Annotated in this window: 23 protein-coding genes; 12 read left to right on the top strand and 11 right to left on the bottom strand. The window is 49.7% G+C overall.

Annotated elements, in window-relative coordinates; genetic code table 11:
• Position 1: 1 nt before the first annotated feature.
• The 3 genes from hypE to FMR86_RS16620 form a co-directional block, all read right to left on the bottom strand.
• A complete protein-coding gene (gene hypE / locus FMR86_RS16630; protein WP_163352536.1) occupies positions 2–1,009 on the bottom strand; it encodes a hydrogenase expression/formation protein HypE in 1,008 nt (335 codons plus the stop codon).
• Position 1,010: 1 nt separating this feature from the next.
• Entirely contained in the window at positions 1,011–2,105 is a 1,095-nt protein-coding gene (hypD, locus tag FMR86_RS16625) for a hydrogenase formation protein HypD (protein ID WP_163352535.1), read from the bottom strand.
• A gap of 199 nt (positions 2,106–2,304) precedes the next feature.
• The gene (locus FMR86_RS16620) at positions 2,305–2,670 is read right to left on the bottom strand and encodes a response regulator (RefSeq protein ID WP_163352534.1); all 366 of its coding nucleotides are present in this window, start codon (positions 2,668–2,670) and stop codon (positions 2,305–2,307) included.
• 193 nt (positions 2,671–2,863) lie between these two features.
• On the opposite strand from FMR86_RS16620, the gene FMR86_RS16615 reads away from it, so the two are divergent.
• Positions 2,864–3,808, top strand: coding sequence for a chemotaxis protein (locus FMR86_RS16615; protein ID WP_163352533.1), 945 nt, complete (start codon positions 2,864–2,866; stop codon positions 3,806–3,808).
• A gap of 154 nt (positions 3,809–3,962) precedes the next feature.
• Positions 3,963–4,289 carry a hypothetical protein gene (locus tag FMR86_RS16610; RefSeq protein WP_163352532.1) on the top strand — a complete coding sequence of 109 codons (327 nt, stop codon included), beginning with the start codon at positions 3,963–3,965 and terminating at the stop codon, positions 4,287–4,289.
• A 279-nt stretch (positions 4,290–4,568) separates the two neighbouring features.
• On the opposite strand, the gene FMR86_RS16605 is transcribed toward FMR86_RS16610, so the two are convergent.
• From FMR86_RS16605 to FMR86_RS16585, 5 genes are all read right to left on the bottom strand, one after another.
• The gene (locus FMR86_RS16605; RefSeq protein ID WP_163352531.1) at positions 4,569–4,778 is read right to left on the bottom strand and encodes a cold-shock protein; all 210 of its coding nucleotides are present in this window, start codon (positions 4,776–4,778) and stop codon (positions 4,569–4,571) included.
• Positions 4,779–4,822: 44 nt separating this feature from the next.
• Complete coding sequence (gene infA, locus FMR86_RS16600; protein WP_136674433.1) at positions 4,823–5,041, bottom strand: translation initiation factor IF-1; 219 nt, start codon at positions 5,039–5,041, stop codon at positions 4,823–4,825.
• 138 nt (positions 5,042–5,179) lie between these two features.
• A complete protein-coding gene (gene hflX, locus FMR86_RS16595; protein WP_163352626.1) occupies positions 5,180–6,775 on the bottom strand; it encodes a GTPase HflX in 1,596 nt (531 codons plus the stop codon).
• Between the two features lie 225 nt (positions 6,776–7,000).
• A complete protein-coding gene (locus tag FMR86_RS16590) occupies positions 7,001–7,600 on the bottom strand; it encodes an IMP cyclohydrolase (protein ID WP_163352530.1) in 600 nt (199 codons plus the stop codon).
• 167 nt (positions 7,601–7,767) lie between these two features.
• Entirely contained in the window at positions 7,768–8,322 is a 555-nt protein-coding gene (locus FMR86_RS16585; RefSeq protein ID WP_203544961.1) for a tetratricopeptide repeat protein, read from the bottom strand.
• Between the two features lie 318 nt (positions 8,323–8,640).
• Here FMR86_RS16585 and flgB point away from each other — a divergent pair, with 318 nt between their 5' ends.
• From flgB to FMR86_RS16545, 8 genes are all read left to right on the top strand, one after another.
• On the top strand, positions 8,641–9,051 hold the full coding sequence (gene flgB / locus FMR86_RS16580) for a flagellar basal body rod protein FlgB (RefSeq protein WP_163352529.1): 411 nt from the start codon (positions 8,641–8,643) through the stop codon (positions 9,049–9,051).
• Positions 9,051–9,494: a flagellar basal body rod protein FlgC gene (flgC, locus tag FMR86_RS16575; RefSeq protein WP_163352528.1), complete on the top strand. Its 444-nt coding sequence runs from the start codon at positions 9,051–9,053 to the stop codon at positions 9,492–9,494. Before flgB ends, flgC begins: the two co-directional genes overlap by 1 nt.
• Before the next feature lie 55 nt (positions 9,495–9,549).
• Positions 9,550–9,876, top strand: a complete 327-nt coding sequence (gene fliE / locus FMR86_RS16570) for a flagellar hook-basal body complex protein FliE (protein ID WP_163352527.1) — start codon at positions 9,550–9,552, stop codon at positions 9,874–9,876.
• A 252-nt stretch (positions 9,877–10,128) separates the two neighbouring features.
• Positions 10,129–11,736 carry a flagellar basal-body MS-ring/collar protein FliF gene (fliF, locus tag FMR86_RS16565; RefSeq protein WP_163352526.1) on the top strand — a complete coding sequence of 536 codons (1,608 nt, stop codon included), beginning with the start codon at positions 10,129–10,131 and terminating at the stop codon, positions 11,734–11,736.
• Between the two features lies 1 nt (position 11,737).
• Entirely contained in the window at positions 11,738–12,739 is a 1,002-nt protein-coding gene (fliG, locus tag FMR86_RS16560; RefSeq protein ID WP_163352525.1) for a flagellar motor switch protein FliG, read from the top strand.
• Positions 12,726–13,463, top strand: a complete 738-nt coding sequence (locus FMR86_RS16555) for a FliH/SctL family protein (RefSeq protein WP_163352524.1) — start codon at positions 12,726–12,728, stop codon at positions 13,461–13,463. Before fliG ends, FMR86_RS16555 begins: the two co-directional genes overlap by 14 nt.
• Before the next feature lie 2 nt (positions 13,464–13,465).
• Positions 13,466–14,779, top strand: coding sequence for a FliI/YscN family ATPase (locus FMR86_RS16550; RefSeq protein WP_163352523.1), 1,314 nt, complete (start codon positions 13,466–13,468; stop codon positions 14,777–14,779).
• A 118-nt stretch (positions 14,780–14,897) separates the two neighbouring features.
• Complete coding sequence (locus tag FMR86_RS16545) at positions 14,898–15,767, top strand: transporter substrate-binding domain-containing protein (RefSeq protein ID WP_163352522.1); 870 nt, start codon at positions 14,898–14,900, stop codon at positions 15,765–15,767.
• On the opposite strand, the gene FMR86_RS16540 is transcribed toward FMR86_RS16545, so the two are convergent.
• From FMR86_RS16540 to FMR86_RS16530, 3 genes are all read right to left on the bottom strand, one after another.
• Complete coding sequence (locus tag FMR86_RS16540; RefSeq protein WP_163352521.1) at positions 15,764–16,954, bottom strand: SpoIIE family protein phosphatase; 1,191 nt, start codon at positions 16,952–16,954, stop codon at positions 15,764–15,766. The genes FMR86_RS16545 and FMR86_RS16540 overlap by 4 nt on opposite strands.
• Before the next feature lie 106 nt (positions 16,955–17,060).
• On the bottom strand, positions 17,061–17,291 hold the full coding sequence (locus tag FMR86_RS16535; protein ID WP_163352520.1) for a hypothetical protein: 231 nt from the start codon (positions 17,289–17,291) through the stop codon (positions 17,061–17,063).
• A gap of 398 nt (positions 17,292–17,689) precedes the next feature.
• Positions 17,690–18,535: a ThiF family adenylyltransferase gene (locus tag FMR86_RS16530; protein ID WP_163352519.1), complete on the bottom strand. Its 846-nt coding sequence runs from the start codon at positions 18,533–18,535 to the stop codon at positions 17,690–17,692.
• 115 nt (positions 18,536–18,650) lie between these two features.
• Here FMR86_RS16530 and cysQ point away from each other — a divergent pair, with 115 nt between their 5' ends.
• The gene (gene cysQ / locus FMR86_RS16525; RefSeq protein ID WP_163352518.1) at positions 18,651–19,406 is read left to right on the top strand and encodes a 3'(2'),5'-bisphosphate nucleotidase CysQ; all 756 of its coding nucleotides are present in this window, start codon (positions 18,651–18,653) and stop codon (positions 19,404–19,406) included.
• Between the two features lie 14 nt (positions 19,407–19,420).
• Entirely contained in the window at positions 19,421–19,684 is a 264-nt protein-coding gene (locus FMR86_RS16520; protein WP_163352517.1) for a hypothetical protein, read from the top strand.
• The last annotated feature ends 201 nt before the right edge of the window (positions 19,685–19,885 follow it).

Below are 19,885 nucleotides of genomic sequence, written 5' to 3'. Positions count from 1 at the left end.
TCTAGCAAATCCTTGGCAGCTGTTCTCCTTCCAGCATATTCAGCAACCTGCGCCCGCCCAGCGGGGTGACCATGATCACCTTGCCCGGATTGGCATCGGTGATGGTTCCCACCTGACAGGCATCTTTACCAAGCTCGTCCCCGCGCATGATTTCAAGAGCCTGCTCCGCATGCTCCTGCGGCAGGATGCACAGAAACTTGCCTTCATTGGCAAGATAAAGCGGATCAAGTCCGAGGAAAGAACATCCGCCTGCCACTTCAGGCAGCACCGGAACCTTTGATTCTTCCAGCTCGCAACAGACATTGGAGGAAACCGTGATCTCATTCAAGGTAGTTGCCAGACCGCCGCGGGTGGGATCACGAAGGACATGGATATCCGGAATTTCCTGCACCAGCTTGACCAGCAGATGGTTCAAGGCGGCACTGTCGCTCTGAACATTGGATTCAAGGGAAAGACCTTCGCGGGTACCGAGAATGGTCAGCCCGTGGTCGCCCATGGTTCCGCTGACCAGCACAGCATCACCCACTGCGGCGCGGTCTCCGCTGGGAGCCGGGTCAGCTATAATCTCACCTACCCCGGTGGTGTTGATAAAAATCTTGTCAACCATACCCTTGGGCACAACCTTGGTATCTCCGGTGACAATATTAACCCCGGCATGACGGCAGGCTTCACCCATGGATTTGACGATCTTTTCCAGATCATCCATGGGCAATCCTTCCTCAATAATATAGGCACAGGTCATGTAACGCGGAATTGCACCGAGCATGGCCACGTCATTCACCGTACCGTGCACGGCCAGCGAACCTATATCCCCGCCGGGAAAAAAGATGGGGTCCACGGTGAAGCTGTCAGTGCTCATGGAAATCCTGCCCTGCAGATTCAGGGTGGCGGCATCGTTGAGCCTGTCCAGTTCATCGTTGGCAAAATGCTTAAGAAAAAGCTCGGAAATCAGCCTCTGGGAAGCCCTTCCGCCAGAACCGTAATCGAGTAAAACTTTATCTGAGGACATATTAATCTACTTTGTATTTGAAGTAAGCGGCGCAGCTGCCTTCAGTTGAAACCATGCAAGGGCCTACGGGTTTTGCCGGGGTACAGGCTTTACCGAACAGGGGACATTTCTCAGGGGTCATTTTACCCTTGAGCACTTCCCCGCACTTGCAGCCTTTAAGCGGCGGACATTCCCCGATATTGAGATCAAAGATTTTTTTAGCATCATACTTTTCAAATTCCTTACGGAATTCAAGACCGCTGCCGGGTATCTTCCCGATCCCGCGCCAGAGGGCATCAGACTCCTCAAAAACCTGATACATGACTTCCACAGCCTTGGGATTGCCATTCTCGGAAACCCCGCGCACATACTGGTTCTGTACCACCGGATGATCTTCCTTGGAGGCACGGACCATCATCAGCAGGGCCTGCAGGATGTCTACAGGATCAAATCCGGTAACAACCGAGGGCTTGCCGTATTTTTCCCCGATAAAATCGTAAGGATGAATACCGATTACAGTGGAAACATGACCGGGCAGGATGAACCCGTCAATACGGGTGTCGGGATCGGAAACAAGAATATCCAGTGCAGGCGGAACCAGCTTGTGGAATGAAAGAACCTTGAAATTTTCCAGCCCCTGCTGCTGGGCCATGAGCACGGTAGCCGCGATAGTCGGGGCGGTGGTTTCAAAGCCGACACCAAGAAAAACAACCGTGCTGTCGGGATTGTTGCGCGCAAGATCCAGCGCATCAAAAGGCGAATATATTATTTCCACCCGTGCGCCGTCAGCCTGCGCATTCTTCAGACAGTGTCCCTTGTCGCCGGGAACCTTGATCAAGTCACCGAAGGTAGCCACGATAACCCCTTCCTTTCCTGCCAGATCAAGAAAAGCATTCACCTCTGATTCGTGGGTCACGCATACCGGACAGCCGGGCCCGCTGAGGTGGACCACCTCTTCCGGCAATACCGAATGCAGCCCGCTGCGAAATATCGAAACCGTATGCGTCCCGCAGACCTCCATGAACCGTATTTCCCCATCCAGCTCATCCCGCAAGCGGGCCAGCAGGTCTTTACAGAGTTCAGGGTCGTTAAATTTATCCAAAATCTCAAACGACAAGGAGCACCCCCAAAGTTAACAATTCCACAAACAGATTATACAACACACACGCAGATATAACCTTGTTATTCATAAAGCTTTTGTTCTCATTATACCCATTCACGTTTAGTAACAAGCCCGTTATCCCGGATATTTTGCACAAAAAAAGACTCCCCCCGCCAACGGGAGGAGTCTTTGAAAATCAGGAAAATTGTCCGGGCTACTTCAGACACCGGCTGATCACTTCGTTAAATTCTGACTTATCGATGGGCTTGGTCATGAAATAGGTCGCCCCAAGGGCCAGCAGATTGGAAATATCGGAAACTCCGACCACTGCGGACATGATGATGATAGGCAGATCCATGAACTGGGAATCGCCTCTCAAGGTCTGCACCAACTGACGTCCATCCATTTCAGGCATCATAATGTCGGTAACAAGGACATCAAACTTATTTTCAGCTTTCAATGCTTCATAAGCGTGCTTACCGTGAGGGCTGACAACAGGAATATGCCCCAGATCCTCCACAAACTTCGCTGCAAGTTTTTGTGAAATTTTATCATCTTCAGCTATCAATATTTTATGCATGAACCCCTCTTCATTTGATTTACTGATTCTGTATTGCCTAAGCCAAACACACCGCATTTGTAAAGTGTAATCAACCATCCGAAAGCGATACATTCTTTTCAAAATCTATGGACCTGACCTTTTGAATATTGTAACTTACTAGAATAAGAACTTAAACAACTTAATTATAATTATATTATCAGGAGCCGCTCTCATGGCTAAAACTGACATCCTGCTTGAAACCGGAACCAACGAACTTGAAATACTGGAATTTTATATCGACCTGTCCGAATCGGAAGACGGCCCGGAAGAAAGATGCCATTTCGGGGTCAACGTAGCCAAGGTCATGCAGGTTATTGAAAGCCCGGAACTGGAACACCCGGAATCCGCAGAACACCCATGCTTCATGGGCACTATCCCTCTGCGCAACCATATCCTGCCCGTACTTGACCTTGCGGTCTGGCTGGGCATGGAACGCAAAAAGGACAAATACGACATCGTAATTGTCACCGAATTCAGCCAGACTGTTTCCGGTTTTCAGGTCAGCGGAGTAACCGAAATCCACCGCGTGGGCTGGCAGCAGGTCCTTTCCCCGGACAAATTCATGTCCAGTTTCGACGAAAGCTGCATTGTCGGCATTGTTGAACGCGAAGACCGTTTCATTCAGCTGCTCGACCTTGAATCCATCCTTGCCGACCTTGACCCCACACTGGGCGGCGATTTTGACGCACCCTCGGCGATAGCTACCGAGGCGTACAATGCACTGGTCTGCGACGACTCCCCCACCATCCGGGCCATGCTGGAGAAAAGCCTCGGAAAGGCAAATTTCCGGCACACCATCCTCCACAACGGCCAAGAAGCCCAAAATGCACTCAAACAGATTAAACAAGTAGCGCAGCAGGAAAACCGCCCGGTCAAAGATTACGTGGAAATCGTAATCTCAGACATTGAAATGCCGCTCATGGATGGATTCAGCCTCGCCAAATGGATACGTGAAGACCCGGACCTGAAGGATCTGCCCATCATCCTCTACTCTTCCATCATCACCAAGGAACTGCGGCACAAAGGAGAATCCGTTGGTGCTAACGACCAGATTTCCAAACCGGACCTGCATCTGCTTCCCGAAAAGGCCATCCGCCTGATTGAAAGCCGGAAATAGCAATAATCCAACTAGACCTTGCTAGACTTCGCTAGACTTTTTCAGCAAACGGCCTTCACATTCATGAGGGCCGTTTTTTCTTGCATGAATTTTAATGAGTCAATATCTTTCCTTTTCAGAATAAAATAAACAATCCCTCTATGGAGAAATAAATATGGAAGACGTTAGAATTTACGGTGATGTGCACGGGCTGTCCGAAGAAGATTTCGAAGACCTCAAGCTGGAATTGCCCTTTGAAAAAATCGTCTACAAAGACAAGGTCCTCAACGTTGATTACGAAGGACACTACATTGATATTGATGATTTTCTGGAAGAAATGATCAAGCGTCTGCCGCCCGAAGGTTGGGCCAAAGTAGATTTCATCGATCACGTGGACTGGAAGCTGACCCGCTACGAAATCGAAAACAACAAAATGACCGAACGCGAAGTCAACGTGGACGCTGTCCTCGAGCCAACCAAGAACGAAGCCGGGCAGAGATAAAGAAGCCTTCCCCAGACCCCATCCCTTTCAAAACCTTTCGATATGCTTCGCAAATATCTTGGCTCAACCATTTTCAAACTAAAAATCGCAACATCTTCCAAGATATTGCGATTTATTATTTGCACACTTTCCAAAACAAAGCGGCGAAGCCTAATAAAAAGTTTTGGGATTCTTGCATTAGCCCTTAGGCGAGAAGCTTTGCTTCGAGTCTTAGGGATAACGACAGTGAAACAAACCCTTTTTCCAAAAGGGTTTAAGCCGCCGGAGGCATGCATAAACTTAGTAATTTATCACTCTAACAGCAGTAGCTTTGGGCGCGGTATCTTCGTCAATGACTTCGAAGACGACTTTCTCGCCTACGTTGAGAGTTTTGAAACCGTCACGCAGCACTTCGGAATAATGGACGTAGATATCCCGCCCGGCTTCATCTTCGATAAAACCGAATCCCTTGATATCGTTGAACCAGCTGACTACACCTTTTAAACTCATACAATCCTCATCAGTCGGAACAAGACTGGAAGCGCGTGCAAAAATTATTTCATGCGGAAGGTAATCCGCCCACGGGTCAGGTCATATGGCGAAAGCTCCACCTTGACCCGGTCCCCCGGTAAAATCCGGATGTAATACTTACGCATCTTCCCGGAAATATGTCCCAGAATAACATGCCCGTTCTCAAGTTCAACCTTGAACATGGCATTGGGCAATGCCTCCTGAACTATACCCTCTACTTCAATACCTTCTTCTTTAGCCATGGCTTCCTCCGTCGCCAGTACTATTGCTTTGCAGATATTCTACCAATCTACAGGTATTAAGGTAATAAATAAAGCCCTACGTTTTTCACACTACTAAAAGGTTTTGGGATTCTTAAAAGCGCGCAGCGCATCAGAACTTTAGAACTGATGCCCCAACCGATCAATGGCATTTAATATTTCTTCCACCAGAACATTAAGCGAGCGACGATTCAGGGCACTGGAGGGGATGCCCTGCGGATAGGTACTGCGCATAAGTTCCTGCTGTTCCTCATCAAGCTTATCCCATTTGTTGAGCACAAGGATGGTGGTCACATCACCGAGATTCATATCGGCCACGATATTATCCACCGCTGCAATCTGTTCTCCCACTTCGGGATGCGATGAATCACAGACATGGAGCAACACATCAGCAGCCTCAAGTTCTTCAAGGGTGGCCCGGAAAGCTTCTTTCAATTCCACAGGCAGCTGGCGGATGAATCCAACCGTATCGGTCAGGATCAACTCCTGCTCACGGGGAAAACGGATACGCCTGCTGGTGGGATCAAGGGTGGCAAAGAGTTTGTCTTCAGCCAGCACCCCGCTGTTGGTCAGGGTGTTGAGCAGGGTCGATTTACCTGCGTTGGTGTAGCCCACCAGTGAGACCACCGGAACCCCGGCACGGGCACGCCGTTCTCGCGTGAAACCGCGCTGGCGGCTGACTTTCTTAAGTTCCTTGCCCAGCTTGGTCAGTTTGTCCTTGATACGGCGGCGGTCAATTTCCAGCTTTGTTTCACCGGGACCGCGACCGCCGATTCCGCCCATGAGCTTCGACATGGCCCGGTTCTTACCTACCAGTCTGGGCATGGTGTATTTCAGCTGTGCCATTTCCACCTGCAATTTACCGGCGCGGGTGGTGGCGTGCTGGGCAAAAATATCCAGAATAAGCTGGGTACGGTCCAGAACCTTGCGTTCGGTGAGCTTGGCGAGGTTGCGCATCTGGGCGGCAGAAAGTTCCTGGTCAAAAAGGATCACTTCCGCATCGGCCTGCAAGGCAATAACTTCCAGCTCGGCCAGCTTCCCCTTACCCATGATAAATTTAGGATTGAGCTTGCGGATACGCTGCACCAGACGTCCTTCCACTTTCAGACCTGCGGTATCGGCAAGGTCTTCCAGTTCATCAAGGGAGCGTTCCTGCACGGACTTGGGGTCCTGCGAAACACTGACAACAATGGCCCGCTCGCGCTTATCCGTGGTGTCGCGAGTGCGGTCCGCCCGGCGAAATTCATCTTCAAGGGCCTTGATCTGGCCCGGAAGATCCATGTCCGCACGGTCCCAGCGCACGGGGGGCAGTTGCTCGTACGGTTTGGTTCCGGCTCCGGGAGGAAGCAGGTAAGCGTACTGCACAAAATCAGGCTCGCCATACGGATCGGAAGCAACAACGGTTACGCTGTCCAGACGCAGGAAAACCATATCCATGAGATCTTCCTCGGACAGGTTTTCACCGGAAATATGGGTATGCAGAAGCCGCAAACCGCGCAGACGTCCTTCGGACTGGCGGGCACGCGGCAGTTCGGGAATGTAGATGGAACCGGGATCACCCACCAGAATCATTTCCGGTTTGCCCTGTCTGTTAACGAGCAGACCGATCTGGCGTCCGATTTCGTGGCTGAGAAAAGAAAGCTCACGGGCCTGCTCGTTGGTGAACCCGTTGGGGTCGTTGTAACGGCGGTCCGCGAGACGGTTGATGCGTTTCAACTCACTGGGCTTCAAACCCTGAGTATTACCTTTGGCTTTAAGAGCTATGGGAATTCTCCATTGCTATGCCTCCGGCGGCCCTGCCGGGGGCCTCAAACCCTTTTGCAAAAGGGTTTAAGAATCCCAAAACCTTTTATTAAGGCTTCGCCGCTTTTGAGACAGGATTGTCTTTCAATTATTAATAGAAAACGGGATGCCATAAAAATGACATCCCGCTAAAAAACATTAAGCGTCGTGATCTGCCAGATATTTGGCAATCATGGAATCGTATTCAGAGACAAGCGCAAAAGTCTCCGCGGCCAGATCTTTTCTGAGCGCGAGAGAAACCTTGCCGTCGTTCTTCTTCATGTCTTCAAGAATACGGGGGTAATGTACCGGACTGGGGACAACCAGAACGGAATGGAAATTTTTCGCTGAAGCACGCAGCATAGTGGGACCGCCAATGTCGATCTGCTCGACAGCGTTCCTCAGGTCCTGCCCTTCGCTAACAGCCTTGGCAAAATTGTACAGGTTAACGCAGACCATATCGATAGTCTCGATTCCATGTTCTTCGAGAGTCGACAGGTGTTCCGGGTTATCCTTGTCCGCAAGGATTCCGCCATGCACGCTGGGATGCAGGGTCTTTACACGACCGCCCATAATTTCAGGGAAGCCGGTAACATCACTTACAGACTTGACCTCAAGACCGGCATCAAGAAGCATTTTCTTGGTACCGCCGGTGCTGATGAGTTCCACACCGAAGCCAGCCAACTCAGCCGCAAATTCAGCAAGCCCGGATTTATCAGTAACACTGAGCACTCCGCGCTTTACAGGCAACATATCCATAACACATCTCCAGTTTGGTTTTTGTGGAGTTGTGCCGGATTTATGCCGTAAAGGCAAGTTCCGGACCGCAGTTTCTCGCCGGTAGCTGGTCCCCGTCCCCGAACCACACGAACAGGGACGGGACCAACCGGGAGGGGAGTCGGCTATATATAAAGGATCTGTGTGAGCTAAATCTGGCTCAGCAGTTCCTTAGCCGCTTCATTTGCGGGATCCTTTTCAAGGATCATTTCAAGCTGCTCGACAGCTTTGTCCTTTTGCTCCATGCAGATGTAAAGACCTGCGAGGGAGTAACGGACTTCGTGCTTCTCAGGATCAACTTCAAGGAATTTTTCGAGGTAAGGAACAGCTTCAGCCATTCTTTCAGCCTCGTGACCAATCCTGATCATACCGAAAAGAGCAACCATGTTGCTGATGTTGCTGTCAAGTGCCTGAGAAAAGTTTTCAAAAGCTTCTTCCTGACGGGAGGTTTCCATCTGAATCAGTCCCATACCGGCAAAGCTCTTGTCGGTAGCTTCTACCTGGTGAGCTTTTTCGTACAGGGACATGGCAGCGTCATACTCGCCACGCTGAACCGCGATGGTTGCAAGACCGATGTAAGGATCGGGATGCACGCCGTTGGAGCCGGCAGCCTTCTTGTAGTAATCTTCAGCCTTATCCAGTTCACCCATGAACAGATAACACTCACCGAGTTCCTTGTTAATTTCATAATCTAAATGACTCATAATTCCCCTCCGGAAATTTTATTTACCGCCGGACAATCCAAAGCGGCATTTTTTTCGACCCCTAAGGGTCTGCCAAATTTAATGCATTTCACGTGCCAAAACCCAAAACAACATCCCTACATTATATAATGGGGAATATATTGATGCGCCTGATTTCCGACACCCACTCCCGCAAAACATCTTATTTTCAACTTTAAGTCCGTAATTTCAAATAGATACAAACTTGGAACGCCTTTTGCTAAATACAAATCACAACGAAACCAACAAGTTTCCCGCCTCAACGGGGACACCGGGAAATTTTTGCAGGAGGATATAAAAATGAAAGGACTTTTCGGAAGCCACATAGAATTGACAGGCAAAGTACTCGACCTGAGACTCCAGCGTCAAAACCTCGTCTCCTCCAATCTGGCTAACGTCAACACCCCAGGATACAAGGAGAAACGCCTTGAATTTGAAGAAGACCTTCAAAAAGCAATGGGCCTTGATGCCAAAGGGAAAATGACCAGAACCAGCAACATGCATATCCCCAATGCATTTGATGCAGACAAATTTTCCGGGGATGTTCTTTCCAACTTCGAACCCAGAGTCATCCACGGTGAAAGCCGGGTCGATATGGATAAAGAAATGGTCGCCATGGCCAAAAACACCTTGTACTACAATGCCCTCTCCCAGGTCATCGGGAAGAATTTTCAGGGCATGAACAAGATCATCCAGAGCGGAGCAAGATAATGAACTTCTTCACAGCACTTGATATCGGAGCTTCAGGGCTGAAAGCCCAAAGGGAGTACCTGAACGTTGTATCCATGAACATGGCTAACGCCAGGACTACACGGACAGCCGAGGGCGGCCCCTACCGCCGTAAAAGTGTTTCCATGGAGTCCAGCCCTGTACTCTCCCCTTTTGAAACCGCCATGAACCAGCAGATGAATCAGCAGCTTCGCGGCGTAACCGTCAGGGGCATTGTTTCCGACACCCGCCCCTTCAAGGAAGTATATGAACCCAACCACCCGGACGCGAACTCAAAAGGAATCGTCAGATATCCGGACATCAACGTGGTTGAAGAAATGGTCAACATGATCAACATCAGCAGATCATACGAAGCCAATGCGCAGTCTGTTGACTCCGCCAAAAGAATGTTCAACCGCGCACTGCGCATAGGAATGGGCCAGTAGCATCCGGCTGCTGATTAAACGACGGATCTTCGACTTTCGATAAAAGGAGCAAAATATGTCCATTAGAAACGTAGCAATGCAGGCATACACCAATGCCATCCAGAACCAGCAGAAGTTTGACAAAAAGTTCGACAAGACCATGGACCTTCACAAGCCCGAGCCGAACTCTTTTGCCGAAACAATGACCAACTCCATCCAGGGTGTTAACGACCTGCAGGGCCAGAAAAAACAGATGATCGAAGAATTTGCTTCCGGCAAAACCCAGAACGTCCATGAACTCATGATCTCTATGCAAAAAGCCAGCGTTGCCATGACCATGACCAGTACTGTACGCACCAAAGTAATGACTGCGTATCAGGAAGTCATGAAAATGCCTTTCTAAGACTGCTGAAAACTTGACAGACACGCTCCTTTATCTGTCACAAAAATATCGCTACCACGGGAATTCCATCATGGAAGGGTCCCGTGGTAGCTTTTATACATCCCGATTTTGATTAGACATTTTTTTGTCACTCGCTCTCACCACATCTTTTCTACCTCAAAAAAAAACGACATAAACACATAAAATAACAAAACATCTTGCCACTGGCCCACAAGTTGCTTAAACAAATGAAAAATCGTCAGGAGTTTAAGTATGCCAAATTTCATCACCGAGTATCTGAGTAAGTTTCAAGGTTTCTGGTCTGACCGCACAGTTTCGCAGCGGATCATGATCGGCGGACTGGCGGCTACAGTTGTAATCGCCTTCATCCTCATGGTTTTCTGGCTCAACCAGACCGAATACCGGGTCCTCTACACCAAGCTCTACGCAGAAGACGCATCCCGCGTTGTTTCCATCCTGCAGTCCACCAAAGAGCCCTACAAAATTCAGGACAACGGCTCCACAATTCTGGTTCCCGCAGACAGGGTTTACGACCTGCGTCTGAAAATCGCCGGTGAAGGCGCACTTCACGGTCAGGGAATCGGTTATGAAATTTTCGATGAGGTCCAGATCGGACAGACGGATTTCATTCAGCGAATAAACTACCAGCGCGCCCTGCAGGGTGAACTGGCACGTACAATCAGTGAATTTCCGCAGGTTGAGCGGGCCAGAGTCCATCTGGTACTTCCCTCCAAGTCCCTCTTTATTGAAGAACAGGTTGATCCTTCCGCTTCCGTAGTACTTAAGCTCAAGGAAGGCGAAAAACTTGCCGACAAGCAGATCAAGGGTGTTCTTAACCTCGTGGTCATGTCTGTTGAGGGACTTAAGCCCGCACATGTAACTATTACTGATATGCGCGGACAGGTTCTCTACCAGCCTGAAGATGACGGCGGACTGGGCCTGAACATCACCAACAGCCAGCTTGAATACAAGTCCGGCCTTGAGTCAAAAATCGAACAGCGCATCCAGCGTCTGCTCATGCCCATCGTCGGCCCGGACAAAGTTATTGCCAAGGTTAACGCGGATCTCGATTTCAGACAGCGCACCATCAAGACAGAAGCATACGATCCGGACGGTCAGGTGGCTCGCTCTGAACAGACCAGTGAAGAAACCACCCGCGGCACCGCCAACGTAGATGGCGGCGTACCCGAAGCAAACTTTCGCGGTGACGGTTTCACCGGAACTGCTACAACTCAGGACTCCACCCGTGAAACCCGCACCACCAACTATGAAATCAACAAAGAAGAACAGCAGATCATCGTTCCTGTAGGCGAACTGAAACGTCTCAGCGTAGCGGTTGTTGTTGACGGAACATATGTAAAAGACCCCGATACAGGTGAAATGACCTACGTACCCCGCTCTGAAGAAGAAATGCAGCGCATCCGGGAACTGGTCAGCTCCGCAGTAGGATATGATGAAGTGCGCGGTGACATCGTAGAGGTTTCCAATATGTCCTTCGGCATGCAGGATATGTTCGGCGACGAAGGCCTCATGCGCACCATGCTCGAATACGCACAGCGTCTCGGCAAGCCTTTCCTCAACGGCCTCCTGATCTTCCTCTTCCTGATCCTCGTGGTACGCCCGGTAGTCATGGCTCTGATCAAGCCCCGTGTGGCTGAAGAAGAGATTGACGAATTCGCAGGACTGCCCGAAGCAGGCGAAAGACTCGCAATTGATGAAAGCGACCTTGACGAAGAGGCTCTTGATACGGCACGTAGACTGGAGAACGCCAAGGCTCAGGCTCTGCAACTCTCGGAAAAGAACATGGATCAGGCTGTGCAGGTGCTGAAGAGCTGGCTGAAGCAGCAGGAGGCAGCTTAAATTGTCTACGCCGTTCACCGGTAACCAGAAAACAGCAATCGTACTTCTTGCCCTCGGGGACAAGTTTACTGCTGAAACCTTCAAACGCATGAACCGTCAGGAAATTGCCGACGTGTCAAAAGCCATGCTGGAGATGGATTCAGTTCCCAAAGAACAGGTTCTGGAAGTACTCAAAGAGTTCAACGAAACTCTGGCATACGGTGCAGAACTCCTCATGGGCGGAGCCGATCAGGTCAAAAGGCTGCTCAGCAAATCCCTTGATGAGGAAACCGCCAAATACATTCTGGATAAACTTGACCTTGAAAGCGGCCCGGCCCCGTTTCAGGAACTCCAGAATGTCAGCCCCAAGATTCTGGCCCAGATACTCAGAAACGAGCACCCGCAGACGCTGGCCCTCATTATCGGCCATCTGCACCCGGATCAGGCAGCGGACCTTATATCCAACCTGCCCGGCGGCGTAAGAGCCGAAGTGCTCATGAGACTTGCCAAGCTGGAGGCTGTTGCAGAAGAAATGCTCATGGAAGTGGACCGGGTGCTGCAGAGTCAGCTCATCGCCATGGGCGGCAAGGAAGGCAAGAAAGTGGGCGGCGTACCCGCAGTAGCGGAAATCCTCAACGCCGTAGACCGCTCCACAGAAGAGGAAGTTCTTTCAGAAATCGAGGAAGAATCCACCCAGATGGCCGAAGAAATCAGGAACCTCATGTTCGTTTTCGAAGACATCAAGGGGCTGGACGACCGCGCGATCCGCGAACTGCTCAAGGAAGTTTCCAACGAAGAGCTCACCACCGCACTCAAGGGTGCCTCCGACGATTTACAGGAGCTCTTCTTCAAGAACATGTCCGAGCGTGCTTCCAACATGATCCGCGAAGACCTCGAAATCATGGGACCTGTGAAACTTTCCGATGTGGAAGGCGCACAGCAGAATATCGTTAAAAACATCCGCCGCCTCGAGGACGAGGGCCGGATCATGATCAGCAGAGGTTCAGGAGATGTCTTTGTCTAACGCAGAAGAAGACAAGTTCTACACCGGTAGGGTAATCATGGGTCTTGATTCCAATAACAAGACTCAGGAGATGACCATACAGGAAATGGAAGGCAAGAAAAAGCCGACCTGGAACGAAGACACCGACCGCGAATATTATGAGCGGGTCAAGGTTAAAGCCCAGAACATGGCCAAGGAAATTATTGCCAAGGCCATGGCTGAGGCGGAAACCATTAAAGCCAATGCTCAGGCTGAAGGTTATGCCGCAGGCCAGCAGCAGGCAGCTCAGGAAGCCGAGCAGCACATGATCGGCTTCAGCCAGAACGTGGGCCAGACTCTGCAGGCTATTCAGGACCAGTCACATAATATAATGATGGCCCAGTCCGCAGATGCAATCTCGCTGGTATTCATGGTCATCGAAAAGACACTGGCCGTGGAAATGGAATCCCGCAGGCAGGAAATTCTCGGCGCATTGCTTGATGAAGCCCTGAACCGCATTGACTCCCTGACCCAACTGGTCATCAAAGTCTCCCCTGCTGACAGCGACATAATCGGACCATTGCTGGAACATGCCAAGACAGAACACCCCGACCTCGCAAAGTGGCGGATCAAAGCCGATCCGGCCATTGATAACGGCGGAATTATTGTTGAAGCAGCTGATGCCATGATTGAGAACACCGTCACCTCCCGCTGGGAAGGAGTGCAGGAAATTCTCGGTCAGCTGGCACCCGGAACAGGAGAATAACCATGGCCGACATGAAAGGCTGCACTAGACTTCTTTCCGCAATCGACCCCTGCCGCAGCTACGGTCGGGTCAGCAAGGTTATCGGCCTTATTGCCGAGGGTAAGGGCATCAAAGCCCCGCTGGGCTCGGTCTGCCACCTCATCCCCGAAGATAAAGAATCACCCATCGCCGCAGAAGTAGTCGGTTTTCGCGACGGTGCCTGCCTGTTCATGCCCTACGGGGAAATGCACGGCATCAGTCCCGGAAGCCTGATTGAAAACTCCAGCACCCCGCCCAAAATACCGGTAGGCATGAGTCTGCTGGGCCGGGCCGTGGATGCCTTCGGAGAACCTATTGACGGCAAAGGTCCGATCATTCCCGAAGCATACAACGACCTGCACCGTGACCCTCCCAACCCGCTGGAACGCCCGCGCATCCATGAACCGCTTGATGTGGGAGTTAAAGCCATTAACGGATTGCTGACATTGGGCAAAGGTCAGCGCATGGGCATCATGGCCGGTTCAGGCGTCGGTAAATCGACACTGCTTTCAATGATGGCCCGGTACACTGTGGCCGACATCAATGTTATCGCTCTGGTTGGCGAGCGCGGCCGTGAGGTAGTTGAATTCATTGAGCGCGATCTCGGCCCGGAAGGACTTGCCCGTTCAGTACTGGTTATCGCCACCTCTGATAAAAGCCCGCTCATCCGTATGCGTGCGGCATACACCGCCACCGCCATTGCTGAATATTTCCGTGATTTAAATAAAGATGTCCTGCTGATGATGGACTCGGTCACCCGCTTCGCCATGGCCGGTCGTGAAGTGGGACTTGCAGCAGGCGAACCTCCCACCCGTGGCGGTTATACCCCGTCAGTATTTGCCCAGCTCCCTAAGCTGCTGGAACGCGCCGGTAAAAACCAGCACGGCTCCATAACCGGAATCTACACCGTACTTGTTGACGGTGACGACTTCACCGAACCCATTGCCGATGCGGTGCGCTCAATCCTTGACGGACACATCGTACTCACCCGTGACCTTGCAGATCAGGGCCACTACCCGTGCATCGATGTTCTCAAAAGCGTCAGCCGTGTACGCGGAGATATTGTGCAGGGAGAAATTGTTGCCGCAGGGCGCAAGGTTCTCGGGCAGCTGGCTACTTTCCGCAAAGTAGAAGATATGGTTAATATCGGAGCCTATCAGAAAGGTGCCAACCCGGAAATCGACACCGCCATCCAGATGGTTCCGGCCATCAATGAATTTCTGCAACAGTTGATTGAAGACAAGCAGACCATAGATGAAAGCTTTGCGAAGCTGATGGAACTGTCAACTGCCAGCTAACCGGAATTAGACCAAAACTAACACAAAAAAAGGATTTTTAGTGGATTAAACCAGACATTATTGCTAATTAACCGATTTTGAAAGCGATATTATTAAAACCAAAACAAACGACGGTGCGATGACAAAACGACTCAGCAAATTATTCATCATCCTTGCAGTCGTTTTTCTTTTGACCCCTGCCGAAGTAAGTATTTCCTCCCCCCTGATCATCACCCACTCTTCGAGCATGCCCCCGATCTCATTCATCAACGATGAAGGAGAACCTGACGGGCTTCTTATTGATTTCTGGAATGAATGGTCCAGACAATCCGGCATCGACATAAAATTCAAGCTCCTGCCATGGAAGAATTCCGTACAGCAGACCATAGATGGAGACGCGGACATTAATGCCGGAATGTATTATTCCAGTTCGCGTGCCCGGGAAATGATCTTCGGAGACTATATTTTTCACATTCAAGGCGGACTGTTTGCAGCCAAAGACATGGTCGGGAGCAAGATACTGAACCGAAAAGAGAGCTGCGGGGTCATCAAGGGCGGATATTCAAAAATTTTCATGCAGGAAAAATATCCGTTTACCCCGCTCATAATTTATAATTCCGCATGGGATATGTATCATGCTGCCGCCGAAGGCAGATTGAAGCTGTTCGTTGCGGATTTTCCGGTAGCTGCATACCAGTTGCACACTCTGGGCATTACCGACAGATTTCAATGTCTGCAAAAATTATATACCAGAGACATTTACCCCACGGTAAGCAAGCGTAACCCGAAACTGATCAAAAGGATAAATCTATATATCGCGGCAATACCCCGGAAAAGAAAAAAGGCTATTCTTCAAAAATGGCTGGACCTGAAAGGCAAAGACGATAATCACCGCAGAACAGCGGGCATAGTTACAGGACTGGTCCTGCTGGTTATGGGCTATCTGCACCGGACCCAAATAATGGTTGCACTAAAAGCATTGAAAGGGAAAATATTTACACAAGCCTAACTGCCGACAGCACCGGACCAGTTAATAGAAAGGGCGGTAACATCGTCATCAAAAACAGGCCGCACACCGGTCTTCTCTTCAAGAATATCTTCAAGCCCGTCCAGCTGCAGTGAATTTTCAAGCATTAATTCCTCAGCGATCTCCACAAAAGGCTCAAGGCTGAAAAAATCATCAGCCATACGCCACTCATAGCACCCGTCAGTGAACAAAAACAGTCGCAGCGAAGATGAAAAGCTGCACTCAGAAAGGTTTACATCAACCGGAAAAAAACCAAAGGGCGGGACCTCGGCAACAAGAGGATCACTCATCTTTCCGTCCAGCATAACAAGGGTCGGGCAATGCCCGGCACTCATATATTTCATCACACCTTTATTGAAATCAATATCAGCGGCGAACAGGGTAACAAAGTAACTGTCCTTGCCTATCAAATCCAGCAGATGGGAATTGATCTGGTTCAGACTGTCGGAAAGATCATTGTGGTTGGCACCATCAGCCTTGAAAAGCGTACGCACGATGGCCATGATAAATGCTGCCTGCGGACCATGCCCGGAGACATCGGCCATAATCACCCGGACCACACCCTCTTCAAGGCCGAAGACATCGTAATAGTCACCGCTGGCCCGTCCGGAAGGGCGATACATGCTTTTGATATCAAGCCCTTCAATAACCGGAACGACCGTGGGCAGCAGCTTGTCCTGCAACCGGGCGACCAGCTTAACTTCGTCGTCAATAATATTATATGCTTTCTGCAGACTGGTATTGGCCGCCTGCAACTGGCGGGTCAGCATGACCTGTCTGATGGCAACCCCCACCCTCGCCTTGAGTTCAACCACATGAAAAGGCTTTGTAAGGTAATCATTGGCCCCGCTGTTCAATGCACGGGCTTTGATCTCCTGCTCATCCTGTCCGGTGAGGACAATGATGATGACCTCCTGATCCTTTATTACATTGCGAATTTTTTCAATAACAGCAAAGCCGTCCATACCCGGCATAAGCAGATCCAGCAGGATGACACAGGGCTTAACCTTCATATATTGAGTAATGCACTCAACCCCATCGGAGGCGGTATCCACATCATAGTCGCCTTCAAGAACACGGGTCAAAAAATTCCTCATGGTAGCAGAATCATCAACTACAAGAATTTTGGGAATCTCTTCATCCGTCTTTACAAGGGAATCATCACTCACCTGCAACCTCCGAGACATTAATTGGACCATCACGTCAACATCAAACCGAGTATGCCGGAACAATACCACAACTCAAAATGATAATGTAGTATAAACAGGATCATATTTACGAATCATGCCCCCCGGATTTCTCCTGACCGTTATCTGTACAAATCCCCCAGCAGCTATCAGCAGCACCGGAAGACCTGCCGCCCAGCAATCTGGTCAGATAGGCAAGTCCGCAGAGATTTATTTTTTTACCCTCTGATGCATGACACTCAATGGATTCACTTATGAAATCCAGAGCCTCTGAAATACTATTAATTTCTGTAACAACGTCCTCAAAAGACTCATTCATATATATCCTCCATACGTATACTTTCGATTCAGAATCAAAATTTAACGTATAAATATATATAAAAAGCTATTCTGTCTATATAATTTTAAATTTTTTCCAATAGATCAGCCTATTTGCACACCTTTATGCAATTTAATATTTTAAAAAGTTTTACCATAAATTTGGAATTAACATTTAAGAACACAAACACACTCACACAAAACAGTTTAACCAGCCGAATATAACACTAATCACATAGTAAAATACTTTAATATAAACAACTACAAAACAACAATTGCTGTTTTTTTACGCAAAATAAAAGCCCGAAGCACAATTAAATCATGCTTCGAGCTTTATGACACAATAGCTTTCGATAGAAATTACTTCACAGCCTTACTTTATCCCTATCTGTCTTACTTTTAGATCATTACGGTATCGAAATACATTTTCCCAAGGTCAAACATAATGGCCTTACCGGAAAGAACTGCCCCTTTTCCGCTGAGTATCTTTAAAATCTCGCTGCTCTGAACTCCCACAGCTGTTGTAATTGCAGAAACCGGAGTGCCTAACTCCTCTTCCAAGCCGTTATCCGAACCGAAAAAATCCGCCGGAGACCTGTCTCCGGGATAAACGGTCGAAACCACTCCGGCCCACCCGGCAACAGACGCAGTCACCATGGGGATACCGAGCTTTGCAGCAGCCTTCTTCAGCGGTTCCCGAAACTCAAGTCCTCCTAGACAGTCAGCCACCAGATCTGCCCCGGAAATAAACGATTCAAAACCGTCCGCTCCTATAAAATCGGAACGCACATCCAGAAACACAGCTGGATTGACCTCGCGAGCCATCTCAAAAGCAGCATCACTTTTTTTGCTGTACAGGGAATTTTCGGCAGCCAGCCGCTGCCTGTTCAGATTGGAAGGCTCAAAAACATCTCCGTCACAGGCAACAATATGCCCCACCCCGCAGCGCACAAGAGACTCCAGCAGATGCCCTCCCAGACCGCCCAGCCCCACCATGGCAACTTTGGAAAAAAACAACCTGCGCTGCTCTTCAACACTGAAGGTGGAAAGGTTCCGGACATAACGCTCCGGAACCGCTTCAACGGAAAATACTGCCCGTTCAACACAATTAAGATCAAGCCCGAGGTCCCGTGAAATTTCACGGATAGCAGCATGGGGAGCAACACGCACACTTTCACCGGAAGCAAAGCTTTTAAGGATAAAACGGTCAGCCAGCAATTCCTTGACTTTTAAATCGATACTCATCTTTCCCCCTTTATAGACAGCAAATGATAGGCGCGCAGGCCGTGCAAGTCAAAATTAACAGCATGGCAAGACGGAACAGATGACACATCAACCAAGGTCTGGTACAGCTGTGCCCATGAAGAAAATGATTACAAATCTCTCAAATATCGCCCGCGAAGCCGGGGCTGCCATTATGGAAGTGCGCAGTAAGGGATTCGACGTCCTGAACAAGGATGACAAATCCCCGGTTACAGCAGCAGACATTGCGTCCAATAAGGTTATAGCAAAACATCTGGCAGAACTATACCCGGAAATCCCGGTCCTGTCGGAAGAAGGAACCAAGATTCCTTATGAAGAACGCAAACTATGGAAGGATTTCTTCCTCGTGGACCCGCTGGACGGCACCAAGGAATTCATCAAAGACAACGGTGAATTCTGCGTGTGTATCGCACTCATGCGTGAAAACCGCCCGGTGCTGGGAGTGGTTTATGCCCCTACACAGGATACGCTTTATACCGGAAGCATTGAAACCGGGGCACAGGTCAGCCGAAAGGGAGAAAAACCCGTCTCAATTTCCACCACCCCGCCAGCTGAGGGAGAAGGACTTAATATTGTCGGCAGCAGATCGCACCCCGCTCCCGCACTGGCCGAATATCTGGAGACCCTGAATGTAAAAGAAATGACTCCGGCAGGAAGTGCCATCAAATTCTGCCTTGTGGCTGAAGGAAAAGCACACCAATATCCCCGCTTCAACCCTACCATGGAATGGGACACTGCTGCAGGGCAGGCCATAGTAGAAGCAGCCGGGGGAAGCATGCTGGGGCTGGATGGAAAAGAATTTCCCTACAACAAAGAAAACCTGAGAAACGCGGGCTTCATTGTAAAAGCCTGATCGAGGACTTAAACATGCGTTATGTAATCATTACCGCACTGCTTCTGCTGGCCGGTTGCACATCATGGCAGAACCCGACCCTTGATATGTCCGTAAACAGAAGCGAACGTTTTCAAGCAGACCGTGACCAGTGCCGCGAACGGGCCCAGAAAAGAACCCACGCCGCCCCGGACAATGACCTGCCCCGGAGGACCTACAGCCACGACCAGAGCCGATCCACCGGTGAAGCCAAAGTCTTTCAACGCTGCATGAGCGCAAAAGGCTGGGTAAAAAAATAAAAAAGTCTTGATTCTTGCTCACAAATTTAAAGCCCGTCTTTGTATTAAAAGACGGGCTCAGATTGCTGACTAACCCCGCTTTTCTCGGAAAGCGGGGTTTTATTATGCTTTCTTCCGTTCGATTTAATTTGAAAAGCTCAAGTTTGTGCGACCAAAGTCAGATTTGGGATCAGAAGGGAAAATTGTGTTTATTTTGGAGAA

The sequence above is a fragment of the Desulfovibrio sp. JC010 genome, assembly GCF_010470675.1.
Taxonomy (GTDB): Bacteria; Desulfobacterota; Desulfovibrionia; order Desulfovibrionales; family Desulfovibrionaceae; genus Maridesulfovibrio.
The sequence above is the reverse complement of the archived record's forward strand: the minus strand, read 5'-3'. Positions and strand labels throughout refer to the sequence as shown.

Excerpts from the sequence above, each read along its gene's own strand:
- hypE (WP_163352536.1), bottom strand. The coding sequence starts at position 1,009 with ATGTCCTCAGATAAAGTTTTACTCGATTACGGTTCTGGCGGAAGGGCT.
- FMR86_RS16620 (WP_163352534.1), bottom strand. The coding sequence starts at position 2,670 with ATGCATAAAATATTGATAGCTGAAGATGATAAAATTTCACAAAAACTT.
- FMR86_RS16615 (WP_163352533.1), top strand. The coding sequence starts at position 2,864 with ATGGCTAAAACTGACATCCTGCTTGAAACCGGAACCAACGAACTTGAA.
- FMR86_RS16610 (WP_163352532.1), top strand. The coding sequence starts at position 3,963 with ATGGAAGACGTTAGAATTTACGGTGATGTGCACGGGCTGTCCGAAGAA.
- FMR86_RS16605 (WP_163352531.1), bottom strand. The coding sequence starts at position 4,778 with ATGAGTTTAAAAGGTGTAGTCAGCTGGTTCAACGATATCAAGGGATTC.
- infA (WP_136674433.1), bottom strand. The coding sequence starts at position 5,041 with ATGGCTAAAGAAGAAGGTATTGAAGTAGAGGGTATAGTTCAGGAGGCA.
- FMR86_RS16590 (WP_163352530.1), bottom strand. The coding sequence starts at position 7,600 with ATGGATATGTTGCCTGTAAAGCGCGGAGTGCTCAGTGTTACTGATAAA.
- FMR86_RS16585 (WP_203544961.1), bottom strand. The coding sequence starts at position 8,322 with ATGAGTCATTTAGATTATGAAATTAACAAGGAACTCGGTGAGTGTTAT.
- flgB (WP_163352529.1), top strand. The coding sequence starts at position 8,641 with ATGAAAGGACTTTTCGGAAGCCACATAGAATTGACAGGCAAAGTACTC.
- flgC (WP_163352528.1), top strand. The coding sequence starts at position 9,051 with ATGAACTTCTTCACAGCACTTGATATCGGAGCTTCAGGGCTGAAAGCC.
- fliE (WP_163352527.1), top strand. The coding sequence starts at position 9,550 with ATGTCCATTAGAAACGTAGCAATGCAGGCATACACCAATGCCATCCAG.
- fliF (WP_163352526.1), top strand. The coding sequence starts at position 10,129 with ATGCCAAATTTCATCACCGAGTATCTGAGTAAGTTTCAAGGTTTCTGG.
- FMR86_RS16555 (WP_163352524.1), top strand. The coding sequence starts at position 12,726 with ATGTCTTTGTCTAACGCAGAAGAAGACAAGTTCTACACCGGTAGGGTA.
- FMR86_RS16550 (WP_163352523.1), top strand. The coding sequence starts at position 13,466 with ATGGCCGACATGAAAGGCTGCACTAGACTTCTTTCCGCAATCGACCCC.
- FMR86_RS16545 (WP_163352522.1), top strand. The coding sequence starts at position 14,898 with ATGACAAAACGACTCAGCAAATTATTCATCATCCTTGCAGTCGTTTTT.
- FMR86_RS16535 (WP_163352520.1), bottom strand. The coding sequence starts at position 17,291 with ATGAATGAGTCTTTTGAGGACGTTGTTACAGAAATTAATAGTATTTCA.
- FMR86_RS16530 (WP_163352519.1), bottom strand. The coding sequence starts at position 18,535 with ATGAGTATCGATTTAAAAGTCAAGGAATTGCTGGCTGACCGTTTTATC.
- cysQ (WP_163352518.1), top strand. The coding sequence starts at position 18,651 with ATGAAGAAAATGATTACAAATCTCTCAAATATCGCCCGCGAAGCCGGG.
- FMR86_RS16520 (WP_163352517.1), top strand. The coding sequence starts at position 19,421 with ATGCGTTATGTAATCATTACCGCACTGCTTCTGCTGGCCGGTTGCACA.